General features: G+C 55.2%; 12 protein-coding genes and 1 pseudogene. 3 read left to right on the forward strand and 10 right to left on the reverse strand.

Features of this window, described 5'->3' with window-relative positions:
* Window positions 1–2: 2 nt before the first annotated feature.
* The 9 genes and pseudogenes from bcsD to ACMV5H_RS16490 all read right to left on the reverse strand — a co-directional run bounded on the left by bcsD (window position 3) and on the right by ACMV5H_RS16490 (window position 14,105).
* Window positions 3–488: a cellulose biosynthesis protein BcsD gene (bcsD, locus tag ACMV5H_RS16450; RefSeq protein ID WP_414822110.1), complete on the reverse strand. Its 486-nt coding sequence runs from the start codon at window positions 486–488 to the stop codon at window positions 3–5.
* A 2-nt stretch (window positions 489–490) separates the two neighbouring features.
* Complete coding sequence (locus tag ACMV5H_RS16455) at window positions 491–4,480, reverse strand: cellulose synthase subunit BcsC-related outer membrane protein (RefSeq protein ID WP_414822111.1); 3,990 nt, start codon at window positions 4,478–4,480, stop codon at window positions 491–493.
* Between the two features lie 36 nt (window positions 4,481–4,516).
* Window positions 4,517–6,943, reverse strand: coding sequence for a cellulose biosynthesis cyclic di-GMP-binding regulatory protein BcsB (gene bcsB, locus ACMV5H_RS16460; protein WP_115159206.1), 2,427 nt, complete (start codon window positions 6,941–6,943; stop codon window positions 4,517–4,519).
* Entirely contained in the window at window positions 6,940–9,051 is a 2,112-nt protein-coding gene (bcsA, locus tag ACMV5H_RS16465; RefSeq protein WP_414822112.1) for a UDP-forming cellulose synthase catalytic subunit, read from the reverse strand. The genes bcsB and bcsA overlap by 4 nt, the downstream gene beginning before the upstream one ends.
* A gap of 17 nt (window positions 9,052–9,068) precedes the next feature.
* Window positions 9,069–9,875: a cellulose biosynthesis protein BcsQ gene (bcsQ, locus tag ACMV5H_RS16470; protein WP_037375089.1), complete on the reverse strand. Its 807-nt coding sequence runs from the start codon at window positions 9,873–9,875 to the stop codon at window positions 9,069–9,071.
* Entirely contained in the window at window positions 9,866–10,399 is a 534-nt protein-coding gene (locus ACMV5H_RS16475) for a cellulose biosynthesis protein BcsO (RefSeq protein ID WP_094982957.1), read from the reverse strand. Before ACMV5H_RS16475 ends, bcsQ begins: the two co-directional genes overlap by 10 nt.
* A 443-nt stretch (window positions 10,400–10,842) precedes the next feature.
* The gene (ybiB, locus tag ACMV5H_RS16480) at window positions 10,843–11,796 is read right to left on the reverse strand and encodes a DNA-binding protein YbiB (protein WP_414822117.1); all 954 of its coding nucleotides are present in this window, start codon (window positions 11,794–11,796) and stop codon (window positions 10,843–10,845) included.
* Between the two features lie 37 nt (window positions 11,797–11,833).
* Window positions 11,834–12,466, reverse strand: a pseudogene (locus ACMV5H_RS16485) (FMN-binding negative transcriptional regulator).
* Between the two features lie 220 nt (window positions 12,467–12,686).
* Window positions 12,687–14,105, reverse strand: coding sequence for an MFS transporter (locus ACMV5H_RS16490; protein WP_414822113.1), 1,419 nt, complete (start codon window positions 14,103–14,105; stop codon window positions 12,687–12,689).
* A gap of 98 nt (window positions 14,106–14,203) precedes the next feature.
* Between ACMV5H_RS16490 and ACMV5H_RS16495 the strand changes: the two genes are divergently transcribed.
* A complete protein-coding gene (locus ACMV5H_RS16495; protein WP_021180495.1) occupies window positions 14,204–15,034 on the forward strand; it encodes a helix-turn-helix transcriptional regulator in 831 nt (276 codons plus the stop codon).
* Here ACMV5H_RS16495 and dinG read toward each other — a convergent pair whose 3' ends face one another.
* Window positions 15,035–17,236 carry an ATP-dependent DNA helicase DinG gene (gene dinG / locus ACMV5H_RS16500; protein WP_059200254.1) on the reverse strand — a complete coding sequence of 734 codons (2,202 nt, stop codon included), beginning with the start codon at window positions 17,234–17,236 and terminating at the stop codon, window positions 15,035–15,037.
* Window positions 17,237–17,600: 364 nt separating this feature from the next.
* Here dinG and ompC point away from each other — a divergent pair, with 364 nt between their 5' ends.
* On the forward strand, window positions 17,601–18,695 hold the full coding sequence (gene ompC / locus ACMV5H_RS16505) for a porin OmpC (RefSeq protein WP_021805140.1): 1,095 nt from the start codon (window positions 17,601–17,603) through the stop codon (window positions 18,693–18,695).
* A gap of 192 nt (window positions 18,696–18,887) precedes the next feature.
* Window positions 18,888–19,445 carry a GNAT family N-acetyltransferase gene (locus ACMV5H_RS16510; protein ID WP_414822114.1) on the forward strand — a complete coding sequence of 186 codons (558 nt, stop codon included), beginning with the start codon at window positions 18,888–18,890 and terminating at the stop codon, window positions 19,443–19,445.
* Window positions 19,446–19,569 lie beyond the last annotated feature (124 nt).

Consider the following 19,569-nt stretch of genomic DNA (forward strand, 5'->3'; position numbering starts at 1 on the left):
GTTTACCTGCGTTGCTCGTTTCTATAGCAAAAAACCAGAGAGTTATCCTTGGCCGGGCTGCGCCAGCGCAGGGAAACATGCGCCTCACCGCCCTGAGCCAGCAGCCAGGCGTCATAGGCCCCCTCAAGCACCGTGGCAAAAGAGAGTGCCCAGACGTCCTCGTTGGCCGGATCGGCACTGTGCGGGTAGGCATAATGAGTCAGGATCATCTGTTCGCCATTCGCCTCAATCTGCACCCTGCCCCAGTCAAACTGACGTAGTAAGGCATTGAGAGCATCCTCCAACTCTCCCACCGTTTCCGCCTCAGGTAATGGCAGCTTCTTCGCCAGGTTGCTCCCCATCAAACGCAGAAAATCGCGGCTATCCGCAGCATCAGCAGAAGCCAGGATGCCGGAGAACACCACTTCGATCAGATCCTGCCAACCCGCCTTAAACTGACGCTGGCGATAATAATCAAGCTCATACCAGGTAGTGTTAATATCTTGCATGGTTATTTTCCATCTAACAGATATTTGAAATAGAGCAAAGCCGTGCTCTCGGAATAGCTGCCGAAAGTGTCATAACCCAACTGCCCCCCAACCAACACGCTTGGCGTGACCTTATAGGTTCCCCCCGCCTTCAGGCTGTAACCAATGCCACTCTTGTCCTCGCTGGCATATCTGGCCTCTTTGCCGTACCCCTGGCTGACCAGGCTTTCCAGTTGAGACTGGAGATTCGGATCGTTCGGGTAGTACAGGCTTTCCTGATTGTTATAGGTCTGATAACCGACGTTGCCGCTCAGCATATAGGTGAAGTTATTCTGCTTTTTGGTGTACTCCACCGGCAGCGAGATGCTGAGATAGTCCTGCGGGCTGAAGTAACCCCCTTGGCCATAGCTGAAATAGCTGAGGTTTTTGTCAAAATCCATATAGTTGACGTTAACGCCCACCTTCAGCTCGCTATCATCATCCTTATAAGGGCGGATGTAGGCTCCAAGGATGCCGGTCACGCTATGGTTATCTGCCACGTTATCACCCACGTAGCTGTAATATCCCGCGCCACCGTAAGCTCCGAGTACGCCATCATCGTATCCAAGATTTACGCCGCCGCCGTTCTTGGTCACCGCCCCCCATTTCTTGCCGGTGATGGTATCTTCGGTCCCGACATAGGAGAGCAGGCTATCTTTTACCGCGCGGCGCTCAAGCGTCATATCCAGCGTTGAGTGCTCGGTCAGCTTGGGTGACCATTTCACGCCACCCACCACCGAACTGATGCCGCTGCCCATTGGCGTACTGCCCACGTCCAGCTTATAGCTGTCGCCGCTTAACGCTAACGCCAGTTCAACCCCGGTATCTTGCTGCTGTCCCGGTGAGTCGGCATAGATATCGTTAGGGCCAAAGGTTTTCGGCTGCGTCACCAGGCCCGCCAGCGTCTGCCTTTCGTTAAAGGCCTGATCCTGCGCCACCGTGGCGGCGGCGCACTCTGGCGAAGTGGCGTCAATAGAACACAGGCTATCGCGGGTGGCATGCAGTTGCTGATAGCGCAGATCGGCGGCCTGTGCGGCAGCAATCGAGTTCTGTGAGGCAATGACGGAGGCCTGAGTTGCGGCCTCGATAGCCCTGGCCTGTTGCAGCGCCCCGGTACCAAAACGGCTGTTGGCGCTGTCGGATGGCGTCCCGGATTTCAGCATCACCGGCGTCACATCAACACTGAGCCTGCCATTATCGAACGGCATGCCTGACAGAGTGATCGGGCTTCTCACTTCCGTGATATTACTCAGGCCATTTTCACCACTGCTGTTATCGCGCAGAGAAATGTTTCCCTGTACCCAGGTGGCAGTCTTGTCCTGCACCTCGTCCATCAACTTATCAATCTGCTGCAAGGTAGGATTTTTCACCACCGCCGCAGGAGCACTAGTGTAACCCGGGGCAGCAACCTGCCAAGGCAGCACCTCACCGTAAGCCGAGGAGGAGGTATTCACGCTCGACGATACCGTGCTCTGCGAGGCAAACGGGTTATCCGCCAGCCGCAAACCGCCAATCACTGCCGGCCCCCCGCCTGGAGCACCTGTTACGCCATTGACCCTGTTTTTCGCCTCGCGCAGAAACACCATCGCCTGTGGATAGTTGCCGTCCGCTTGAGCAACGCGCGCCGCCAGCAGCAACTGATCCGGCGTTTTAAGCGCAGGCAAGCCGCGCAGCAACTGTTTGGCCCGATCGACATCGCCTTCGGACAATGCGACCCCAACGGCACCTTCGCGCGCCCCCTGGTTCAGACTGTCACGGCTGAGCAGGTAGTTGTAAACCTGCCCGGCCTCTTTGTTCATATTGCCAGACTGATAGAGTCGCCCCATCGCCAGCATGATATCGGTATTTTGCGGGTCGTTTTGCAGCGCGCCGATCAGCTTGTCATACGCGGCGCTGTACTGCCCCTGCAAACGCAGTTTATCCGCCTCATTGATCACGCTGCCGTTGCGCAGTTGGCCAATCTCGCGGGTTGAACTGCGCGCCCGCAGCGCCGGGTTATTCAGCCAGGCATCGGCCTCCTGGCTTAACCCAGCCTGATTGAGCACCGCGATCTGGGCCGCGTAATCGCCCGCATTCCCTTTAACCCCCAGGCGCATGTTGTCACGCACCAGTTGGACCGCCGTTGAGGTATCCCCCACCGTCATCAAATCTTTTGCCAGTTCCCCAAGGGCTGCGGGTTCAGTCGGCGGCTTCTGCGCCAGCTGCCGCAAGATGGCCGCTGCGCTGGTGGTATTGCCCTGGCGAAGATAACTTTCTGCACTGGCCCGCTGCTGGTTGGCCGATGCAGTGGCCGCCAGAGCCCGCATTCTGCTGTTCTGCCTCCCTTGCGGGATACGCGCCATCAGGGTGGAAACGTTCAGCCAGTCGTTACGTTCTGAGGCAAACAGCGCTGCCGCGTACAGGCTGTCTGGCGAAGCGCCAACCTGCATCAGCGGGGAGATCAAGGTTTGCGCCTGCAACTCTTGCCCCTGTTTGTTCAGGATGCGTGCCATATCCAGCCGCACCCAAACGTTCGATGGCTGCTTTTCCAGCGCCTGTTGCAGGATCATCATCGCTCGCTGCGGATCGCCATTCTGCATGGCAACCTCGGCCTGCCTGCGCTGAGGATCGACATTCACTCCCGCCACTGCCTGCGAGACTTTAGGCCGTTGATCGGCTGGAATAGTTTGCAGTATCTGCGCAGCTTCCGGACCTTTGTCACGCTGTTGCTGCAACAGATAATACAGCCCCAGCCTGGCATCATTATTCTGCGGATTTTGCGTCAGCAAGCCGCGATACATCTGCTCAGACGCTGTGAAATCCCCTTTCTTGCGAGCCAGGTCGGCCCGGAACAGCGTCGCCGCATTGCCCTTATCCCCGGTGGCTCGGCTCAAGGGCGCACTGATCGCCAAGGCTTCATCCAATTGCCCTGCGTTGGCAGCCTGCTTGGCTTTATCCAATGTCGCATAAAACGCCGCTTCCTGAGCCAAGGCTCCCCACTGCGCACTCTGTGGGCCGCCCTGTTTTGCCGCCTGGGTGAGGTAGTTTTCTGCCTGCGCGAAGTCTCCGCTGCGCATCGCCGTAAATCCCATCCCGGCCAAAGCATCTGCATCATTCGGGTTGCTCGCCAGGATAGCGGCAAACTGATCCTTGGCGCCGCCCAGATCCCCTTTATTCAGTTCGGAGAACCCAACGCCTTTGGCCGAACCGGCAATAGTCTGCTGATAATAGCCAGCCACGGCCTTGTCCTCCGGGTGCCGTTGCTGATAGGCATCATACAGCGGCTTGTCTGCCGGCAGCGGAGCCAGCCACAGCAGCGCCTGTTTCAACGCCTGGTCCGCTTCATTATTGTTCGGGGCCATCGCTGCCAACATATCGATCCCCTCACGGCGGGTCGATTCCTGATAGGTCAGCACCTTGCCCAGTACCACGCGAGTTTGCGAGTCATTGGGTTGAATAGTTAGCCGCTGCTTGAGGCCATCAATCGCCTCCTGCCTGCCAGCGGGTGACCCCGCCAAGGTGAGGTAATACTCGTTGGCGAGGTTATCGATTGGTGTCTTGCCGTTGAACACCGCCTGATAGGCCGCAGTTGCCTGGGCAAACTCCCCCTTGGCCGCCAACTGCCGAGCCTGCGCTAACAGATTCTTGGAGACCGATGGAGCGGCTTCGGTGTTACTCAACGCCTGGAGACGGGGATCGTTGGGCGCAACTGCACTCAGTTTTTTGCGCCAGATTTCGGCTTTGGCCTTATCCCCGCCCTGCATGGCATACAGGGATAGCAGATACATTGCCTCGGCGTTGTTCTCGTCGATCAACAGGATTTTCTGCAACGCTCCCTGAGCCAGTTCGTCATGCGATTTGTCATGCCAGTAAGCCGCCTGTTGAAACAGGGCTTTCAGCGCCGGGTTATTGTCATCCGCCAGCGCCGACACCGAAAAAATCGTCAGCCCGGCCAGGGAGACCCAATACAGTTTCTTTTTCAGCAATAGGTTCATTGGCGGCTCCTGTCTAGCTGCTGGTCGAGACGTGCTTTAACGTTCATCTTCTGCATCTCTCCCCAGGCGTTTGGCGGCGTGCTTGCGTAGCAAAATATACAGCCCCAGCCCCAACACCACGGAAATCCCCAAACCAGTCAGGGATAAAAGCACCACATGTTTACTGGCATACCAGATAAAGATCAGATACCAGGGCAGTTCCCCGCTCGGGAACTGTTCGCCAACCTGGAAACTGCGTACGCCGTTCTGATCGGTGATCACCGCCAGATCGCCACGCACCCCAGCGTTGATCCGGGCCGATTTCAGATCGCCATAGATCTTGTTCAAGCCATCGTCGGAAGAGGCGCTAGCCACCACCACCACCCGTTGCGGATCCCAACCGGAACGGAAGCTGAAAAATCCACGCCAGTCCGTCAATGAGGAGAGATAGCGATCGGCGTCGATGCCCTGGGTCCGCCAGTTACCTTTCAGGTAGGACTGCAATTTTTCCAGCGTAGACTGCGCCTTCACCACCAGCCCGCCGCTATCGTTTAGCGCAAAAGGCACCTGTTGCAACAGCCGCTGATAGAAGGCGCTCTGCGCCAGTGAGGCTACCACCAGCACGTCTTTGCCCTTGAAATCGTCCAACTCGCTCTCGTTGCCCCGCAGGCCAAAGCGGATATCCACGTTGCCAATCGAGCTGCCGGTAGCCGCACCTGAGCGAGCGGTCAGGTTCAACAGCATGCGTACTTCGCTGGCCGTGGGTTTTTCCGCCATTAACAGCACGGTTTGCGAAAAATCTGCCAGCTTGGAGAATGGGAAGGAAGCCCCGACGTAATACGAGAGATTGGGCAACTCGGTGAAATGGTAGGTATCGCTCAGATCAATATACGAGTTGGGCCCGATATGGCTCTTGAGGGTATTACTATCCGCCGGATCGCAGGAGGTACCGTTTTTCGGCACGATAGAGAAATAAAGCTCCAGCATGTTGTCGCCGTAAATCAGATACGGTGGCAGGGCCAAGGTGTATTGTTCCTGGCGAATGTCGCCGCCAAACTGGTGCCACAGCAGCTCCAGCAGTCCGTGTTTGTTCACCGAAAGGTTACGCAGGAAGGTGCCGTTCAGCGTGGCGCTGAGCTGGGATTTATTCTCATCGATCCAGTTGTCGGTGGGGAAACGGTAGTTGATTTGCAGCGGGACGTTTCTGCCATCCCACATAAACAGATCCGGGGCGGCACGAAAAGCAATGCGCACCGCATCATGGTAAACGCCAGTGACGGTCAGTTCCTCATTACTGGCCACCAGCTTATCAAAGCTGACCGGCTTGCTGGTATCGATCCAGCGCGGGGCGTCATAGGGCTGGCGCAGCGGAATAGTCACCGGCTTCACCGCCAGCGACGCGGTTTTCTCCGGCAACGGCTGGCTGACCAGACGATAGGCGGCCTGGCGCATCTCGGTGGCGTTACGCCCCATCACCAGCAGCAGCTTGTAAACCGGGTTCAGCGGATTATCAATCATCTGGATGGTAGGTCCATCGGCCTGTGGCAGAGTCAACTGGCCAATCTGCTCGCCGGGGCGCGCAAAGATAATGCCGTTCTGCTCAGGCAAGCTGTCCTGCAACACCTGGAAGCTCAGGTTGTTATGGCGCGTAATTTTCCCCAGATAAGAGCTGACGATAGCGGCTGCGGCCACCTCTTCCGGCCGTTTTTCCTGGCCGAAGATCACGTCCACCAGGGTGGGTTGCATGGCCTGAGGATCGAAGAACGGGTTAGGGAATCGGCCAAGGTTCGGGCTGATATTCAGCACCTGGTTTTCCAGATGCAACTGGCTGGTTGGCAGCACCTTGAGCCAATACTTATTGGCCGCCCCCTTTTCGCACAACATGGCCGCATTGCTGCCGTTGCCGATGCTGAAACTCAGGTTGTTGCGCGCCACAATCATCGCGGCAGGGATTGGCACCTGCAAACTCACCTTGGCTTCTTGCAATTGGTTAAGCTTCTGGGTGCTCAAGGGTTGTCCATTGAGCATCAGTTGCAGTTCGGTATCGGTTCCCATCAGCGCTGGGGAGATTTCGAGATCCAGCACCAGATTGCCGTCCGTCACCACCCAATCCGAGGGTAAGGTAAAGGTGAAGCCGGACTGCTGCTGCCAGTTGCTCAACGTCAAGCCGTTGCTCTGCCCCATCTCGCCCACGCTGAGCGTAGAAGCAACCGACTGGTTGAAAACGGTGGCCGGTGGCGAAGCGATATCAAGCGGAGCTGTTTGCTCAGCACTGCCCGGCACTGCCCCCGCTGGTTGAGCATCAGTTGGCCGCGGCAAAGTCGGAAAACCTGGTACCTCAACACTCTCGCTGGCATAAGGCGTTGCAGGCTGCGGATCGGCCGCTATCGCCAGACCAGAAAGCCCCATCCCCAACATCAGGCCGCTGACCAGGGCAATGAACGTAGATCTGCCTGTCGGCAATTTGGTTTTCACCCGGCTCATAGAGCTTGTTCCTTATCCCGCTTTAACTCAGGCCGTTTCTGCTGCTTTTTGGCCCGCCGATCGCGCCAGGAAAAATAGAACAACTCGAAAATGCAGCGCAGGACGCCCAGCAACGAACGCAGTGGCCGATCCTGTGGTAAAGGTTTGGTCTGGATCCAGGCATCCGCGCGCGCCAATACCACCCGTACCAACTCCCGCCGTTTTTCAATCGGCATCTCTTTGAACATTAAGCGGGTCACCGACTTGTCGGCATCGATCAGCTCTACCGGGAAACTGACGGCGCCGGACTTGAGCGATATTTCCACCTCTTCGATCGGATCGTTGAGGAAACGTTCGTCCGGCGTTTTCAATTTGACCCCGCCCATCGAAAGATCCAGGGTTTCGGTACGCATCGCCGCGCCGCTGGCAAAATACAGCACCGCAGGCAAAGTGGCATCGATACGGATGGTTTTTCGGACCTGGCGTGTTTCCCGCGCTACGGCAATGGCGGCCAGCAGGATAATCATACTGAAGCTGGCCCAGGCGATGTTCAGCATAATAACCTGCGGGTTGGCTCCATAGTGATCCGGCATCAACAGGCGGATCACCCCCCAGGCGGTACCGATTAACAGCAAGGACACGGCGATAATATGTGGCCGGACAATATGGAAGTCGAAATAGTTAACGTCCAGCAACGCGCCTTTATCCGTCACGTTAAACTTGCCGTGCTTTGGCGAGATCATCGTCAGCAGGGTTGGTATCACCAGATGGAAACACATCACCGTCTCATAGATTTCCCCCCAGAACGAATAACGATAGCGCCCGTTGGCTCTGGAATTGATATAGATAGACATCACCAGATGCGGTAACACATAGGCGAAAATCAGCCCGGCGGAGGAGGCAATGATATTGAGGTTGAACAGCAGATAAACCAGCGGAGCCACGCAGAATATCACCCTGGGTAAGCCGTACTGGAAATGCAGCATGGCGTTCAGATAGCATAAACGCTGCTGCCAGGTCAGGCCGCGCCCCAGCAAGGGATTATCCACCCGGAAGATCTGCGTCATGCCACGCGCCCAGCGGGTACGTTGGATCACGTGCAACCCCAAGCGTTCGGTAGCCAGCCCGGCGGCCAATGGCAATGCCAGGAATGCCGTGTTCCAGCCCCGGCGCTGCATCTTCAAAGCGGTATGGGCATCTTCGGTCACGGTTTCTACCGCAAAACCGCCCACCTCTTCCAGCGCCGAACGGCGGATCACGGCACAGGAGCCACAGAAGAAAGTGGCGTTCCAGTTATCATTACCCTGCTGCACCGGCCCGTAGAACAGTGCGCCTTCGTTAGGGACTTTGCTCGCCTCTGACAGGTTGCGTTCAAACGGATCCGGGGAATAGAAGTAGTGCGGAGTCTGGATCAACGCCAGGCGCTCATCCACCAGGAAGCTGCCGACCGTCGCCTGCAAGAAGGCGCGGGTTGCCACGTGATCGCAGTCAAACACGGTGATCAATTCACCCTGCGTCACTTTCATCGCGTTATTCAGATTGCCCGCTTTGGCATGGTGGTTATTGTTGCGGGTAATATAGCCTACGCCCGCATCGGCACAGAATACGGCAAACTCATTACGTTTGCCGTCATCCAGCACGTAGATTTTCATTTTGTCTTTCGGATAGTCAATGCACTGCGCCGCCAGGATGGTATCGCGCACCACGTCCATACTTTCGTTGTAAGTAGGAATATAGACATCTACCGTTGGCCATAGCGACGTGTCGTCGGGCAGCGGTTCAATAGTGCGTTTTAATGACCAGGTGGTCTGAATATAACCAAACAGCAATATCACCAGGGCATACAGCTCGGTGATAAACAGGGCAATACCTAGCACAGCCTCCAGAGTACTGTTGAAATGCAGGGTTTCTGTCGCGCGCCAGTAGATGTAACGTAATGACATCAGGGTCGACATCACAATCATTACCAGGGTAACTTTTTTGCTTTTACTTACCCCTAAGATAAATACGATCGCAATGCAGATCAGGCCAAAGATATACTGATTATTACTGCTCATGGGGGCAATGATAATCAACAGGATAAAAGGTAAGGCCAACAGCAGTAAGAAATAAAAGAGTATTTTATTCATAACTAACCAGACAATCCTTACGAAGAGCCATAAATAGACGTAGTATGATGATACGTCCCATCTCCAACACTAAGCCCTAAAATTACTGCGACCTTTTTACTGATCTGCTCAATATCAAATGCAGCAGCCGACACTGGGCTAATATCCATGATCGCCCGTTGCGATGCATTGGCCTCAGGGACACACTCATCGCGGTGGATGGTACCCAGTAGTTTGTCTTGCAAACGCTGCTCAAAGAAATGGGTCACATCCCTGCTCAACGTACGCCGCATGTCACTCTGGTTGACCACATAATACTCGCCGACCTCATTGCTGGCGGGCGCACTCATAAATTTATGCTGCTCAATAGTGGGCAATAAACTGAGCGATGCAGTATCGGCCAGCAACACCATAATGCGCATGTCCGCCGCGACCTGCATGGCCTGTACTGCTGCGTTACGCCCTGGCGGCATATCGGCAATTACCACCATGCCGGGGATCTTCAGCACCGCACTCAGGCCACGTTGGATAAACATTGGCTCATTGAGCAGATTGTCATCGAACTGAAGTCGCTGCTCATCGGTGACGTCACCGTAAGGTAAAACGAACAGGTTCGGCCCAACCTTGAGAATAAATTGGCTCCAATCGGATAAACTCGCCGACTGAGCAACAAAACCTCGGTTATCGGAAATAGGCACGCCAAAATGCAGCCTTAACGCATTCTGCGAGTCGAAGTCGACCACCAACACCTTACTGCCGCTACGGGCCAATGCATAAGCCAAATTAGCAGTAACCGTGGTTTTCCCTACCCCTCCTTTCGGAGAACAAACACAAACTAACGGCATGAGGCAATAGACTCTAAAAGTGGTTTGAGTAATGTATTGCGACCGGCATCCATCACCTCACCGGCAGTCGACATTTTCTTGCTGAACATCTGCTTGAAACGTTGATTCTCTGGCTGTGGGGCTGGCGATGGGGTGCTTGCAAGCGAATTAAAAGGGTTACCCTGAGCAGGAAGGGGACGTGAGCTTTCCGGCTGGGCATTTTTGGTAAGCTTAGGCTCCGCCGGAGGAGCGAAACGATCAAAATTATGAGGAATGTGGCCGGGCAAGGCGCTATTTTCTGTTATCACCGTCTTGGGTTGTACAGGTGGTTCGCCCGCTAAAGGTGCGCTGGAAAAAAGATCCGTACCAGCGATCGGCGTTGGCTGCGAGCTGTTGGTAGGGACACCCCCATTGCCTGCTACCTGCTCAACAATAGACCAGCGATACGGCGCCGATGCTACATCGTCTCGGGGAAACTCTTTATAATCAATCCCTTTGAGATTTGTCTTATCTTTAAATCCTTGGACATCATCATATTTACTCATAATCCCGACCTATAAGCTTACGCTTGGCACTGTATGAATACATACAAATCACGAATGTGAAATAGCGTGATCTATAACCCAAATACAGAATGGAAAATCGTCTATGTATTTTAAGCGCTTCTCTTCTTATGATTTAGATAGAGTAGCTTACAAGTCCTTTTTTACAACCAAGATGGAGCAAACCTCCGTCATCGATGGAAAGTCATGCAAGACCCCAAAAGCTGGTGAGCTGAGTGTAATCTACTTCTTTAAAGTTATACACTGAGTTTTAAACGTTTTTATCCCGTCTTATCACATATCCCACCAGCTTATGCCATAATTTAAGTGGTTAGTAATATATAGTCTGGTATTGGAGATTTTTTTACTTAAAATAACCAACATAACAGTGATAAATACTCGGAGCGAAGGTATTCACCCCGAGTAATAGCAGGTAATAAGGGAGATTATCGCAACCTGACCAGCCCCTGCTCCAATGTCTCCACTTGGCCGGTAGCGACCAGGCAGCAGGCAACCTGCCGAGCGATAGGCTCGGGAATGGCAACCTCACCAGCCAGACAACGTTCCGTCCAACGCGCCGTAGTTGCGGCATCCTTGGCGGCAGGCACCTCAGCCAACGCATCCTGTTCTGGCCGTTCCAGCAAAATCTGCTGCTGACCACCGACGATATAGTGGATTTTTGGACAGCGTTGCGGATTGGCGTAAGCCTCCCCTTCGGTGCCATGCATCAGCAATCCCCGTGCACCGATCTGGCAGAAAAATGAGGCAACGCGCTCGACGTATTCCGGATGAGAAACGCTGGCGATGCGCAGCACGTCCTGCTCACCAAATGGCGTCGCCAATTTTGCCAGGGTGTGGGCACTGTTACGCACGCCCATATTCCAGCGCAGGCCAAGCTGTTTTTCCAACGCTGGCGCAAGCGCCGACACGGGGATAAACACCGCATCTCCGCCGTCCAAACGCCGTTGGGCAGTCTGAGGATCTTCAGACCACGGCACCCCAAGCTCACGGAAAATCTCTGCGCTGGTGACACGCGTGCTGTCGTTTACTACGCCGTGAACCACGACCGGCAACCCTACCCTGGCCAGTAACAGCGCCAGTAACGGCGTCAGGTTGGCCTGTTTACGAGCGCCGTTGTAACTGGGTAGCACCACCGGCATCGGACGGCCCTGTGGGGGTTGCAACCGCATCACCTGCTGTTGCATTGCCTGATAGAAGCCAAGCATTTCCTCCTCGGCCTCTCCCTTGATACGCATGGCAATCAGGATGGCTCCCAACTCCAGGGGCGGCACAGCATCGGCCAGCATCGCCTGATAGAGCTCAAAAGCCGTTTGCCGATCCAGATCGCGCGCATGGTTCTTGCCACGGCCTATTTCTCTGATAATTTTGCTGTAATCCATCGTTCGCCCTGCAGATAACATTTGCACTAAGCATACCTTATCCGCGACGGCGCTCAACCTCATCGGCAAGTTGCTGCTGGCAATCGTCACCGGCTCGCAGGCCGTCGATCACCCCGTCGATATCTTCAGCGCTGCGGTTCTGGCTCATTTTCCATTTCCCTTCACGCCGGGTGACGGCGATTTCGATGCCAATAATGCCTTTGATATTGGCGGCAATATACTCCGCAGGCGCATCGTCAAGACGCCAAGGTTGCGGCTGGTTACCTTCATGCACCGCCGTCAGTTCCGTCAGCAACTGACGCAACCAGGCGCTATCTTGCGTGACCGTTGGCGTTCCCCACATGTGTACGGCGGCATAATTCCAGGTCGGCACCGCTTTGCCAGTGCGCCGCTTGGTTTCATACCATCCCGGCGAGATATAGCCTTCGGCCCCTTGGAATACTATCAGGCATTCTTGCCCGGCTTACAGCACCGACCAATGTGGGTTACCTCGCGATAAATGCGCCCTGAGTGTCAGTTGCCCTTGCTCATCGGTATCTATCAGAAAGGGGATCGGATCCGCCATCAGCCCTTGGGGTCCCTGGCTAATGAGCATCCCCAGTGGGTTGGCACGCACCAAGGTTATCTGGGCGTCCAAATCGTCTTCACGGAATGACGCTATCTGGTACATGGCTGACGTTCTCCTTTTTTTATTGATGAGAGCTTGCAGATATAGCGAGATCTAGTGGATTAAGGCAGTATCCGCAAGCATAGAATGATTGATTCCCCGTCATACATGGCATGAAAAATGGGGATCTATGTCGCTATAGCAGCGATCGCCGTAGCAGTGGGGTTCCGGTGATAACTGATAAATTACAACGCAGCGCCGGGCAAACCGGCGCAATAATGCTTTAATCGCCCCTAGCTAGCTGCCGATGGGTGAAGATCAGCAAGACCAAAGCAACCAGCATCGCCAACAGGTTGTAACCCATGGCACCAGCAAAGGCGCTGGCATAATGCTGTGGATCTGCGCTCCCGGCCAGCAACGGAACAAAGAACATGCCGCTGGCCGCAATCCCCAGAGCACCGCCTACCTGCTGCACCGTTGACACCAAGCCTGCCGCCATACCGGCCTGATGCTCCTTCGCCAAGCCAAGCACCCAATTAAGCAATGGCGTCATACTCAATGCCTGACCAAAGCCCAAAATCATCAGGCCGGGTAAAAGTTGTAACGGATGGCTGAACGCTCGCCCCCATAGCACCTGCACCACCAGCAATACCATGCCACTGGCGTAGACCACCACCCCGCCTGCCAACACAATATTCCCCCAACGTTGCCCCCAGCCCGGAGCCAAAAAGGAGGCCAGCATAAAGGCGGCACTGGCCGGAGCAAACAGGCAACCCGCCTGGAACGGCGTCAGCCCTATTCCGGCCTGTAGCAGTAGGGCAAAACAGAGAAAGAATGAGGATGCGGTGGAGTAAATCGCCAGCACAATTACCGTGCCGCGGGCAAAGTGACCTTGGCGAAATAGCGCCGGATCGAGCACCGCATCACCGGAGTGACGGGCAAGTTGCCGTTCCCAACGCACAAACCAGGCTAACAGCGCCACTGCCAGCACCATCATCGGCACGGTCCACCAAGGCCAGTGACGCGATGGGCCTTCCAGTAACGGGAACAGTAGCAGCAGCAAACCGCCAGCGGCCAGCAGCAGACCTTTAGCATCCAACCGCTGCGCCTGCTCCAGCCTAGACTCCGGAATACGTCGTGCCGCCATCACCGCCAGCACGCCAATCGGCAGGTTGATCAGAAAGATCATGCGCCAACTGCTGCCCAGAATATTGGCCTCGATAATAAAACCGCCCAACACCTGGCCACAAATCGCCGCCAGCCCCAGCGTCATCCCCAAACGAGCAAAGGCTCGCCGCCGCTGCTCCTCGCCATACAGTACGCGCAATAAGGCATAAATTTGTGGAAACAGCAGCGCCGCCGCCGCACCTTGCAAAAAGCGGGCAACAATCAGCACCCACAGCGAACCTGCCAAACCGCAAAGCGTCGAGGTCAGCGCAAAAGCCAACATGCCATAGCTAAACATACGCCGCCGACCGAAGCGGTCTCCCAAGCGCCCGCCAGCAATCAGCAAGATGCCGAAGGCCAGTTCATAACCAGCGATAATCAGCCCAACTTCAGCAAAGCTGGCGTTGAACTGTTGCTGGATCACCGGCACCGCTACGTTAACCACAAACAAATCGAACATGGTGACGAACCCACCGAGTAACAACACCGGCAGCCCCGGTAATCCGGCCTTTCTGTCAGACAAGGTATGCTCCATAACGCCTCCTGATAACATGATGGCGGCAGTATGGAACATGCTTTAAACTGTTACTATATAGCCAATTATACTATCACCAAGAGTAACAGGACCCGCCGATGCCACCACGTACCCTTAACCGCACCCGTCAAGAGCTGGCAGATTTCCTGCGTATGAAGCGTGAAAAACTCTCTCCCCAGGCCGTTGGCCTTCCGAGCGGCACGCGGCGGCGTACGCCTGGGCTAAGGCGTGAAGAAGTTGCCGCCTTGGCTGGCGTGGGCCTGACCTGGTACACCTGGCTGGAACAAGGGCGGGAAATCAATGCTTCGGTGGGGTTTCTGGAGGATCTGGCGCGGGTTCTGAAGCTGGATGCGACCGAACGCTATCATCTGTTTTTACTGGCGCATCAGCGGCCCCCGGTAATAGCAGGCCACCAGTGGTGCCAGGTCACGCCGTTGGTACGCCGCTTGCTGGACGATCTTACCCTGCGCCCGGCCTATGTGATGAACCTGAGCTGGGATATTATCGCCTGGAACCCGGCGGCAGACCGCCTGTTTGCCATCGCTGAGCGTCAGCCACAGCAGCGCAATATGCTGTGGATGCTGTTTGCCGATCCCGAACTCAATCAACGGTTGATGGGATGGCAGGAGCAGGCCCCGCAAATCCTAGCCAGCTTTCGCCGTGACTACGCCCGCGCCCCGCAAGATGCCACCATGTTGCAACGCATTCAGGCTCTGAGCGAAGTATCCCCTCAATTTCGCCAACTGTGGCAGCAGCACGATATTCATGGCCGCTGCCAGGGGCAACGTACTTTCCTGGTTGCAGGGGCAGGTGAAGTGACGTTTGAACACGCCTCGTTTATTGTCGATGAAGACAACCACCTGCGGTTGGTCATGTACAGCGCACAGCCTGATTGTCCTGCCAGTGCCGCCTTTGAGGCAATGCTGTAATCAGCGGGTACGGCGGCGAGCAAACGGATTCTTACGCTTTTTCTCTTTCTTGGCGGCCTCTGCCGCAGATTTCAATGCCGCCTTGTGGGCTTTGTCCGCTTCCGGCACTTCGCGCTGTTCGATCGGGAACACCGGCAGCGCCGCCAACAGGCGTGAACCATAGCTTTTGGTCAACAGACGGCGGTCATAAATCACGATTTCACCGTGGCACTCGTTGCTTCGGATCAGGCGGCCCACCTGTTGGATCAGGTTAAACGACGCGCTTGGCAGGCTCTGCACCTCAAACGGATAACGATTGAGGGATTTAAGCCATTCGCCCTCGGTGAGGATCACCGGGCTGTCGATCGGCGGGAAGGCAATCTTGTGGATATGCACCTGGGTCAGCAGTTCACCTTTCAGATCCAAGCCTTCGGCAAATGACTGTAGCCCGACCAACACGCTGGCAGTGCCCTTCTCTACCCGCTTACGGTGTTCTTCCACCAGCCGGTAGCGTGGCTGATCGCCCTGCACCAGCAACATCAGACGCAGATCGGTGACATAGCTGAGGAAGGTCTGCATCGCACGGTGGCTGCTGAACAGGATCAGCATCCCTTTATGTTGGCCGCTGGCCTGCTCGCCACGGAAAAAGCGCGCCATCTCTTCCAGATGCTCGGCCTCATTGGCCATCGCCGGTTCAAAACGCATCTTGGGAATGACGATTTTACCCTGTTCGACGTGATTAAACGGCGAAGACAGCGTTTCGAAGCGATCGCCCGCCTTCTCGCTCAGCCCGCTCATCTCTTGCAGCCGTGAAAAACTATTCAATGAGCGTAACGTTGCCGAGGTGACCACCACGTGTGGCACCTTGCGCCACAGCAGTTTTTCCAACTGATCGCTTACGCGGATGCCCACGCAATGCAGATAAAGATGGGTAACGTTATCGCGTAGTTCACGCGCAATCCATTTGGAGATCGGCGCATTGGAGGATTTATCCATCGCCGCCAGCCGCCACAGCTTGCTCATCGCTTCCAGGTAGCCCAGCGTGCGGCTCATCTGGATGATGGAACGATGCAACCGCACAATATCGTGCTTGCCGGTCTGCTCGGTGAGGTCGTTAAGAATAAATTCGGCCAGGCCGCGCAGGCCGTCCGTCAGTTTGAACAGACGCGCGCAGATCTCGACCATTTCGGCAGGAAGTTCACCCATTTCGAAGCGATATTCGGCGTTGCCGCTGTCTGGCGGCAGATAGGCGTTGGCCTGGTGCTCAAAAATCTGGATCAGCTCGCGCAATTCTTCACAGTGGTTTTTTAGCCGTTCGCTATTGGCCAACCCCGGCGGGTTCTTTGGCCGGTACTGCGTCATGCATTGTTCCACCTGGCGCACGATCATATCGAGCTGGAGGTTGGTTGACAGCGCGGTGATCTCACCGTCAATCTCCAGCGCATCCCGTGCCACCTCCGGCAGATGATGGCCTTCGTCCAGCACCAGCAGCAACTCTTTCGGGTTCGGCAATACCGACTCGGTTTCCAGCGCCGCCATCACCAGCGCGTGGTTGGCTACCACCACGTCGGCGGTTTCAATTTCTTTGCGGGCGATGTAGAACGGGCATTCACGAATATAGTGGCAGTTGCGCCCCAGGCAGTTGGCCTTGTCGGTACTCAGCTTGCCCCATAGGGGGTCATCGATCGATAGCGGGTAGTGATCGCGCAGGCCATCCCATTCATGGCGCGCCAGGGCTTTCGCCAGCTTTTGGCACAGCGCCTGCTCTTCACCACTGGACGGCGCCAGCTCGTCTTCGTCCAGGTACAGCATCAGATCGCCCTGTTCGACCACGTCGGTGCTCATCGCCGCCAGATTGCGCGGGCAAACATAGCGCCCACGGCCAAACGCGCCGGTGAATTTCAGATCGGGAATGATCTTTTTCAACAGCGGTAAATCTTTGCTGTAGATCTGATCCTGCAGCGCCACGTTGGCGGTACTGACCACCAACGGTTTGCTTTCGGCACGGCCAACGGCAATACCCGGTATCAGGTACGAGAGCGTTTTACCCACGCCGGTTGGCGCTTCGATCGCCAGATGGCGAGGGTAATCGCCGGCCAGAGTCTTCGCTACTTCAGCGATCATCTGTCGCTGAGGGGCACGGGAAATAAAATCCGGTATTTGCTGCTGCAGGGCTTTGTACCACTGGCCGATCTGATCTTTAACTGCGGGGGAAAGCGCCATTCAACTCTTATCTATACGAAATGATGGTGCTATTGTCCCACAGACCGCCCGCGGCGTCAGCCCGAGTTACGGTTGGCTTACCAACATTGCGAAACGCACCGCAATGCCCCCCTTCTCTCACAGTGGAACATTGAATTTTTTGCGTATAACCTCGCAAGTTTGCACAACAGAACCCCGCCCCTCTGAAACAAAAAACGCCTCTCCTGGATTATTTTTCATCCTTCGATATCCATTTACCTGACCTGTCATAAATACATCACACAACTGCGGTAAAAAATCTTCGCTGCGCTAACTCCGGCAGTAAAGTAAAACAGCGATACAGCTGATGATAAGCGTCTTTCAATCGTACAAAGCAGGGAACACCATGAAACCTAATCTTCTTGCCGTTATTGCGGCACTTTTTATTGCTCAGACCGCACAGGCAGCAGAGATCTACAATAAAGACGGTAACAAGCTTGATTTTTATGGCCGGGTAAAAGCACTGCACTATTTCTCTGACGATACCAGCAATGATGGTGATAAAACCTACGTACGTATCGGCTTTAAAGGGGCAACCCAGATTAACGATATGCTGACCGGCTATGGCCAGTGGGAATATCAGATCGCCGCCAACCATAGCGAATCGGATGGCACTAAAGACACTAAAACCCGTCTTGGTTTTGCTGGTTTGAAAGTGAAAAACTTTGGTTCATTTGACTATGGCCGTAACTACGGCGTTATTTACGACGTTGCTGCCTGGACGGATATGCTGCCGGAATTTGGCGATGACACCTATATCAAAACCGACAACTTTATGACCGGGCGCGCCAACGGCGTGGCTACCTACCGTAACAACGACTTCTTCGGCCTGGTCGATGGCCTGAAGTTCGCGTTGCAATATCAGGGCAAGAACGAAAACGATGCCCGCGCCAACAGCAAAGCTAACGGCGACGGCTTCGGTCTGTCTTCCAGCTACGAAATCATCGATGGCGTCAGCGTTACGGCCGCCTATGCCTCTTCTAACCGGACTACCGGTCAGAAACAGAGCAGCTATGGCAAGGGGGATAAAGCCGACGTGTGGGCAACCGGCCTGAAATACGACGCCAACAGCGTGTATCTGGCCGCCACCTATGCGGAAACCCATAACCTGACGCCAATTTCCGGCACCGCGACCATTAATAATACCCCTACCTCAGTAAGCGGGTTTGCCAATAAAACCCAGAACGTGGAAGTGGTTGCGCAATATCAGTTCGACTTTGGCCTGCGCCCGTCACTGGCTTATGTCCAATCCAAGGCTAAAGATATTGAAAATATCGGTGACACCGACCTGGTGAAATATATTGATGTGGGTGCTTACTATTACTTCAATAAAAACATGTCCACCTATGTGGATTATAAAATCAACCAACTCGATGACAACAACAAGCTAGGTCTAAAAAACGACGACGTGATTGCCGTGGCTTTGACCTATCAGTTCTGATTTACGCTGTGACACATAACCACTACTGCAATTTATAGCTACGGCTATTTCTGAAGTGACTTCGCCGGGCGAATTCGCCCGGCTTTTTCATCACGATGATTGCTCAAAAATCCGACACAAACAGCTTAATACTTGCCTGATTGGCCAATCGCAGCTAGATATAGAGGTCTCATCGCTGCCTTTGGAACCGCCATGCCTATCGATAGCCAGTTCGAGTTTCACTCCGCCTTGCACTACAGCAGCATGCAGCTGGCGCAAATACTCAGCCACTGTTTTGAGAACTACATTGTTCCCTTTGTGATCGACGGCGAAACCTTTAGCAGCCGCTTTGCCGCCGAAGACCTCAGCCTGAACCACAGCATTGTCGTCACCCACCAGCAGCACCCGGTGGCGCTGGCCCTGATCGCGCGCCGGGGCCAACATAGCCGTGTGGCGGCCTTATCTATCCGCCCGGAAATGCGTGGCAGAGGGTTAGGCAGGACGTTGATGCAACGCATTATTGCGGATGCCCATACGCGAGGCGATCGCCGGCTTTCGCTGGAGGTGATCGCCGGTAATCAAGCGGCTCTGGCACTGTATCAACAGGTGGGCTTAGCCATCACCCGCACGCTATGGGGATTTCACGCCCCCTTGGCAACCCCGGAACCCTCGGCAACCTTGCAACCGATCGACCCGTTGGCACTTGCCCAGCAGATGACCGCCGACGGCCAACATGGCTTGCCGTGGTTAATTGCCCCAGAGTCGCTGTAGCCCCATTCCCACTCGAAACGCAACAAAGTGACCCACTGGCCAGACCCGGATAAAATCACCGCTCTGGCCCTACTGGAGAGCCTGTTGCATGCAGGGAAAACATCTGACTCAGAAAGAGCGGTTC

The organism is Serratia sp. N21D137, from assembly GCF_047530005.1.
Taxonomy (GTDB): domain Bacteria; phylum Pseudomonadota; class Gammaproteobacteria; order Enterobacterales; family Enterobacteriaceae; genus Chania; species Chania fonticola_B.

Bases quoted from the DNA above. Each gene is read 5' to 3' on its own strand.
- ACMV5H_RS16455 (WP_414822111.1), bottom strand. From the start codon at position 4,480: ATGAACCTATTGCTGAAAAAGAAACTGTATTGGGTCTCCCTGGCCGGG.
- ACMV5H_RS16495 (WP_021180495.1), top strand. From the start codon at position 14,204: ATGCCACCACGTACCCTTAACCGCACCCGTCAAGAGCTGGCAGATTTC.
- dinG (WP_059200254.1), bottom strand. From the start codon at position 17,236: ATGGCGCTTTCCCCCGCAGTTAAAGATCAGATCGGCCAGTGGTACAAA.
- bcsQ (WP_037375089.1), bottom strand. From the start codon at position 9,875: ATGCCGTTAGTTTGTGTTTGTTCTCCGAAAGGAGGGGTAGGGAAAACC.
- ACMV5H_RS16475 (WP_094982957.1), bottom strand. From the start codon at position 10,399: ATGAGTAAATATGATGATGTCCAAGGATTTAAAGATAAGACAAATCTC.
- ACMV5H_RS16490 (WP_414822113.1), bottom strand. From the start codon at position 14,105: ATGGAGCATACCTTGTCTGACAGAAAGGCCGGATTACCGGGGCTGCCG.
- ybiB (WP_414822117.1), bottom strand. From the start codon at position 11,796: ATGGATTACAGCAAAATTATCAGAGAAATAGGCCGTGGCAAGAACCAT.
- ACMV5H_RS16510 (WP_414822114.1), top strand. From the start codon at position 18,888: ATGCCTATCGATAGCCAGTTCGAGTTTCACTCCGCCTTGCACTACAGC.
- ompC (WP_021805140.1), top strand. From the start codon at position 17,601: ATGAAACCTAATCTTCTTGCCGTTATTGCGGCACTTTTTATTGCTCAG.
- bcsA (WP_414822112.1), bottom strand. From the start codon at position 9,051: ATGAATAAAATACTCTTTTATTTCTTACTGCTGTTGGCCTTACCTTTT.
- bcsB (WP_115159206.1), bottom strand. From the start codon at position 6,943: ATGAGCCGGGTGAAAACCAAATTGCCGACAGGCAGATCTACGTTCATT.
- bcsD (WP_414822110.1), bottom strand. From the start codon at position 488: ATGCAAGATATTAACACTACCTGGTATGAGCTTGATTATTATCGCCAG.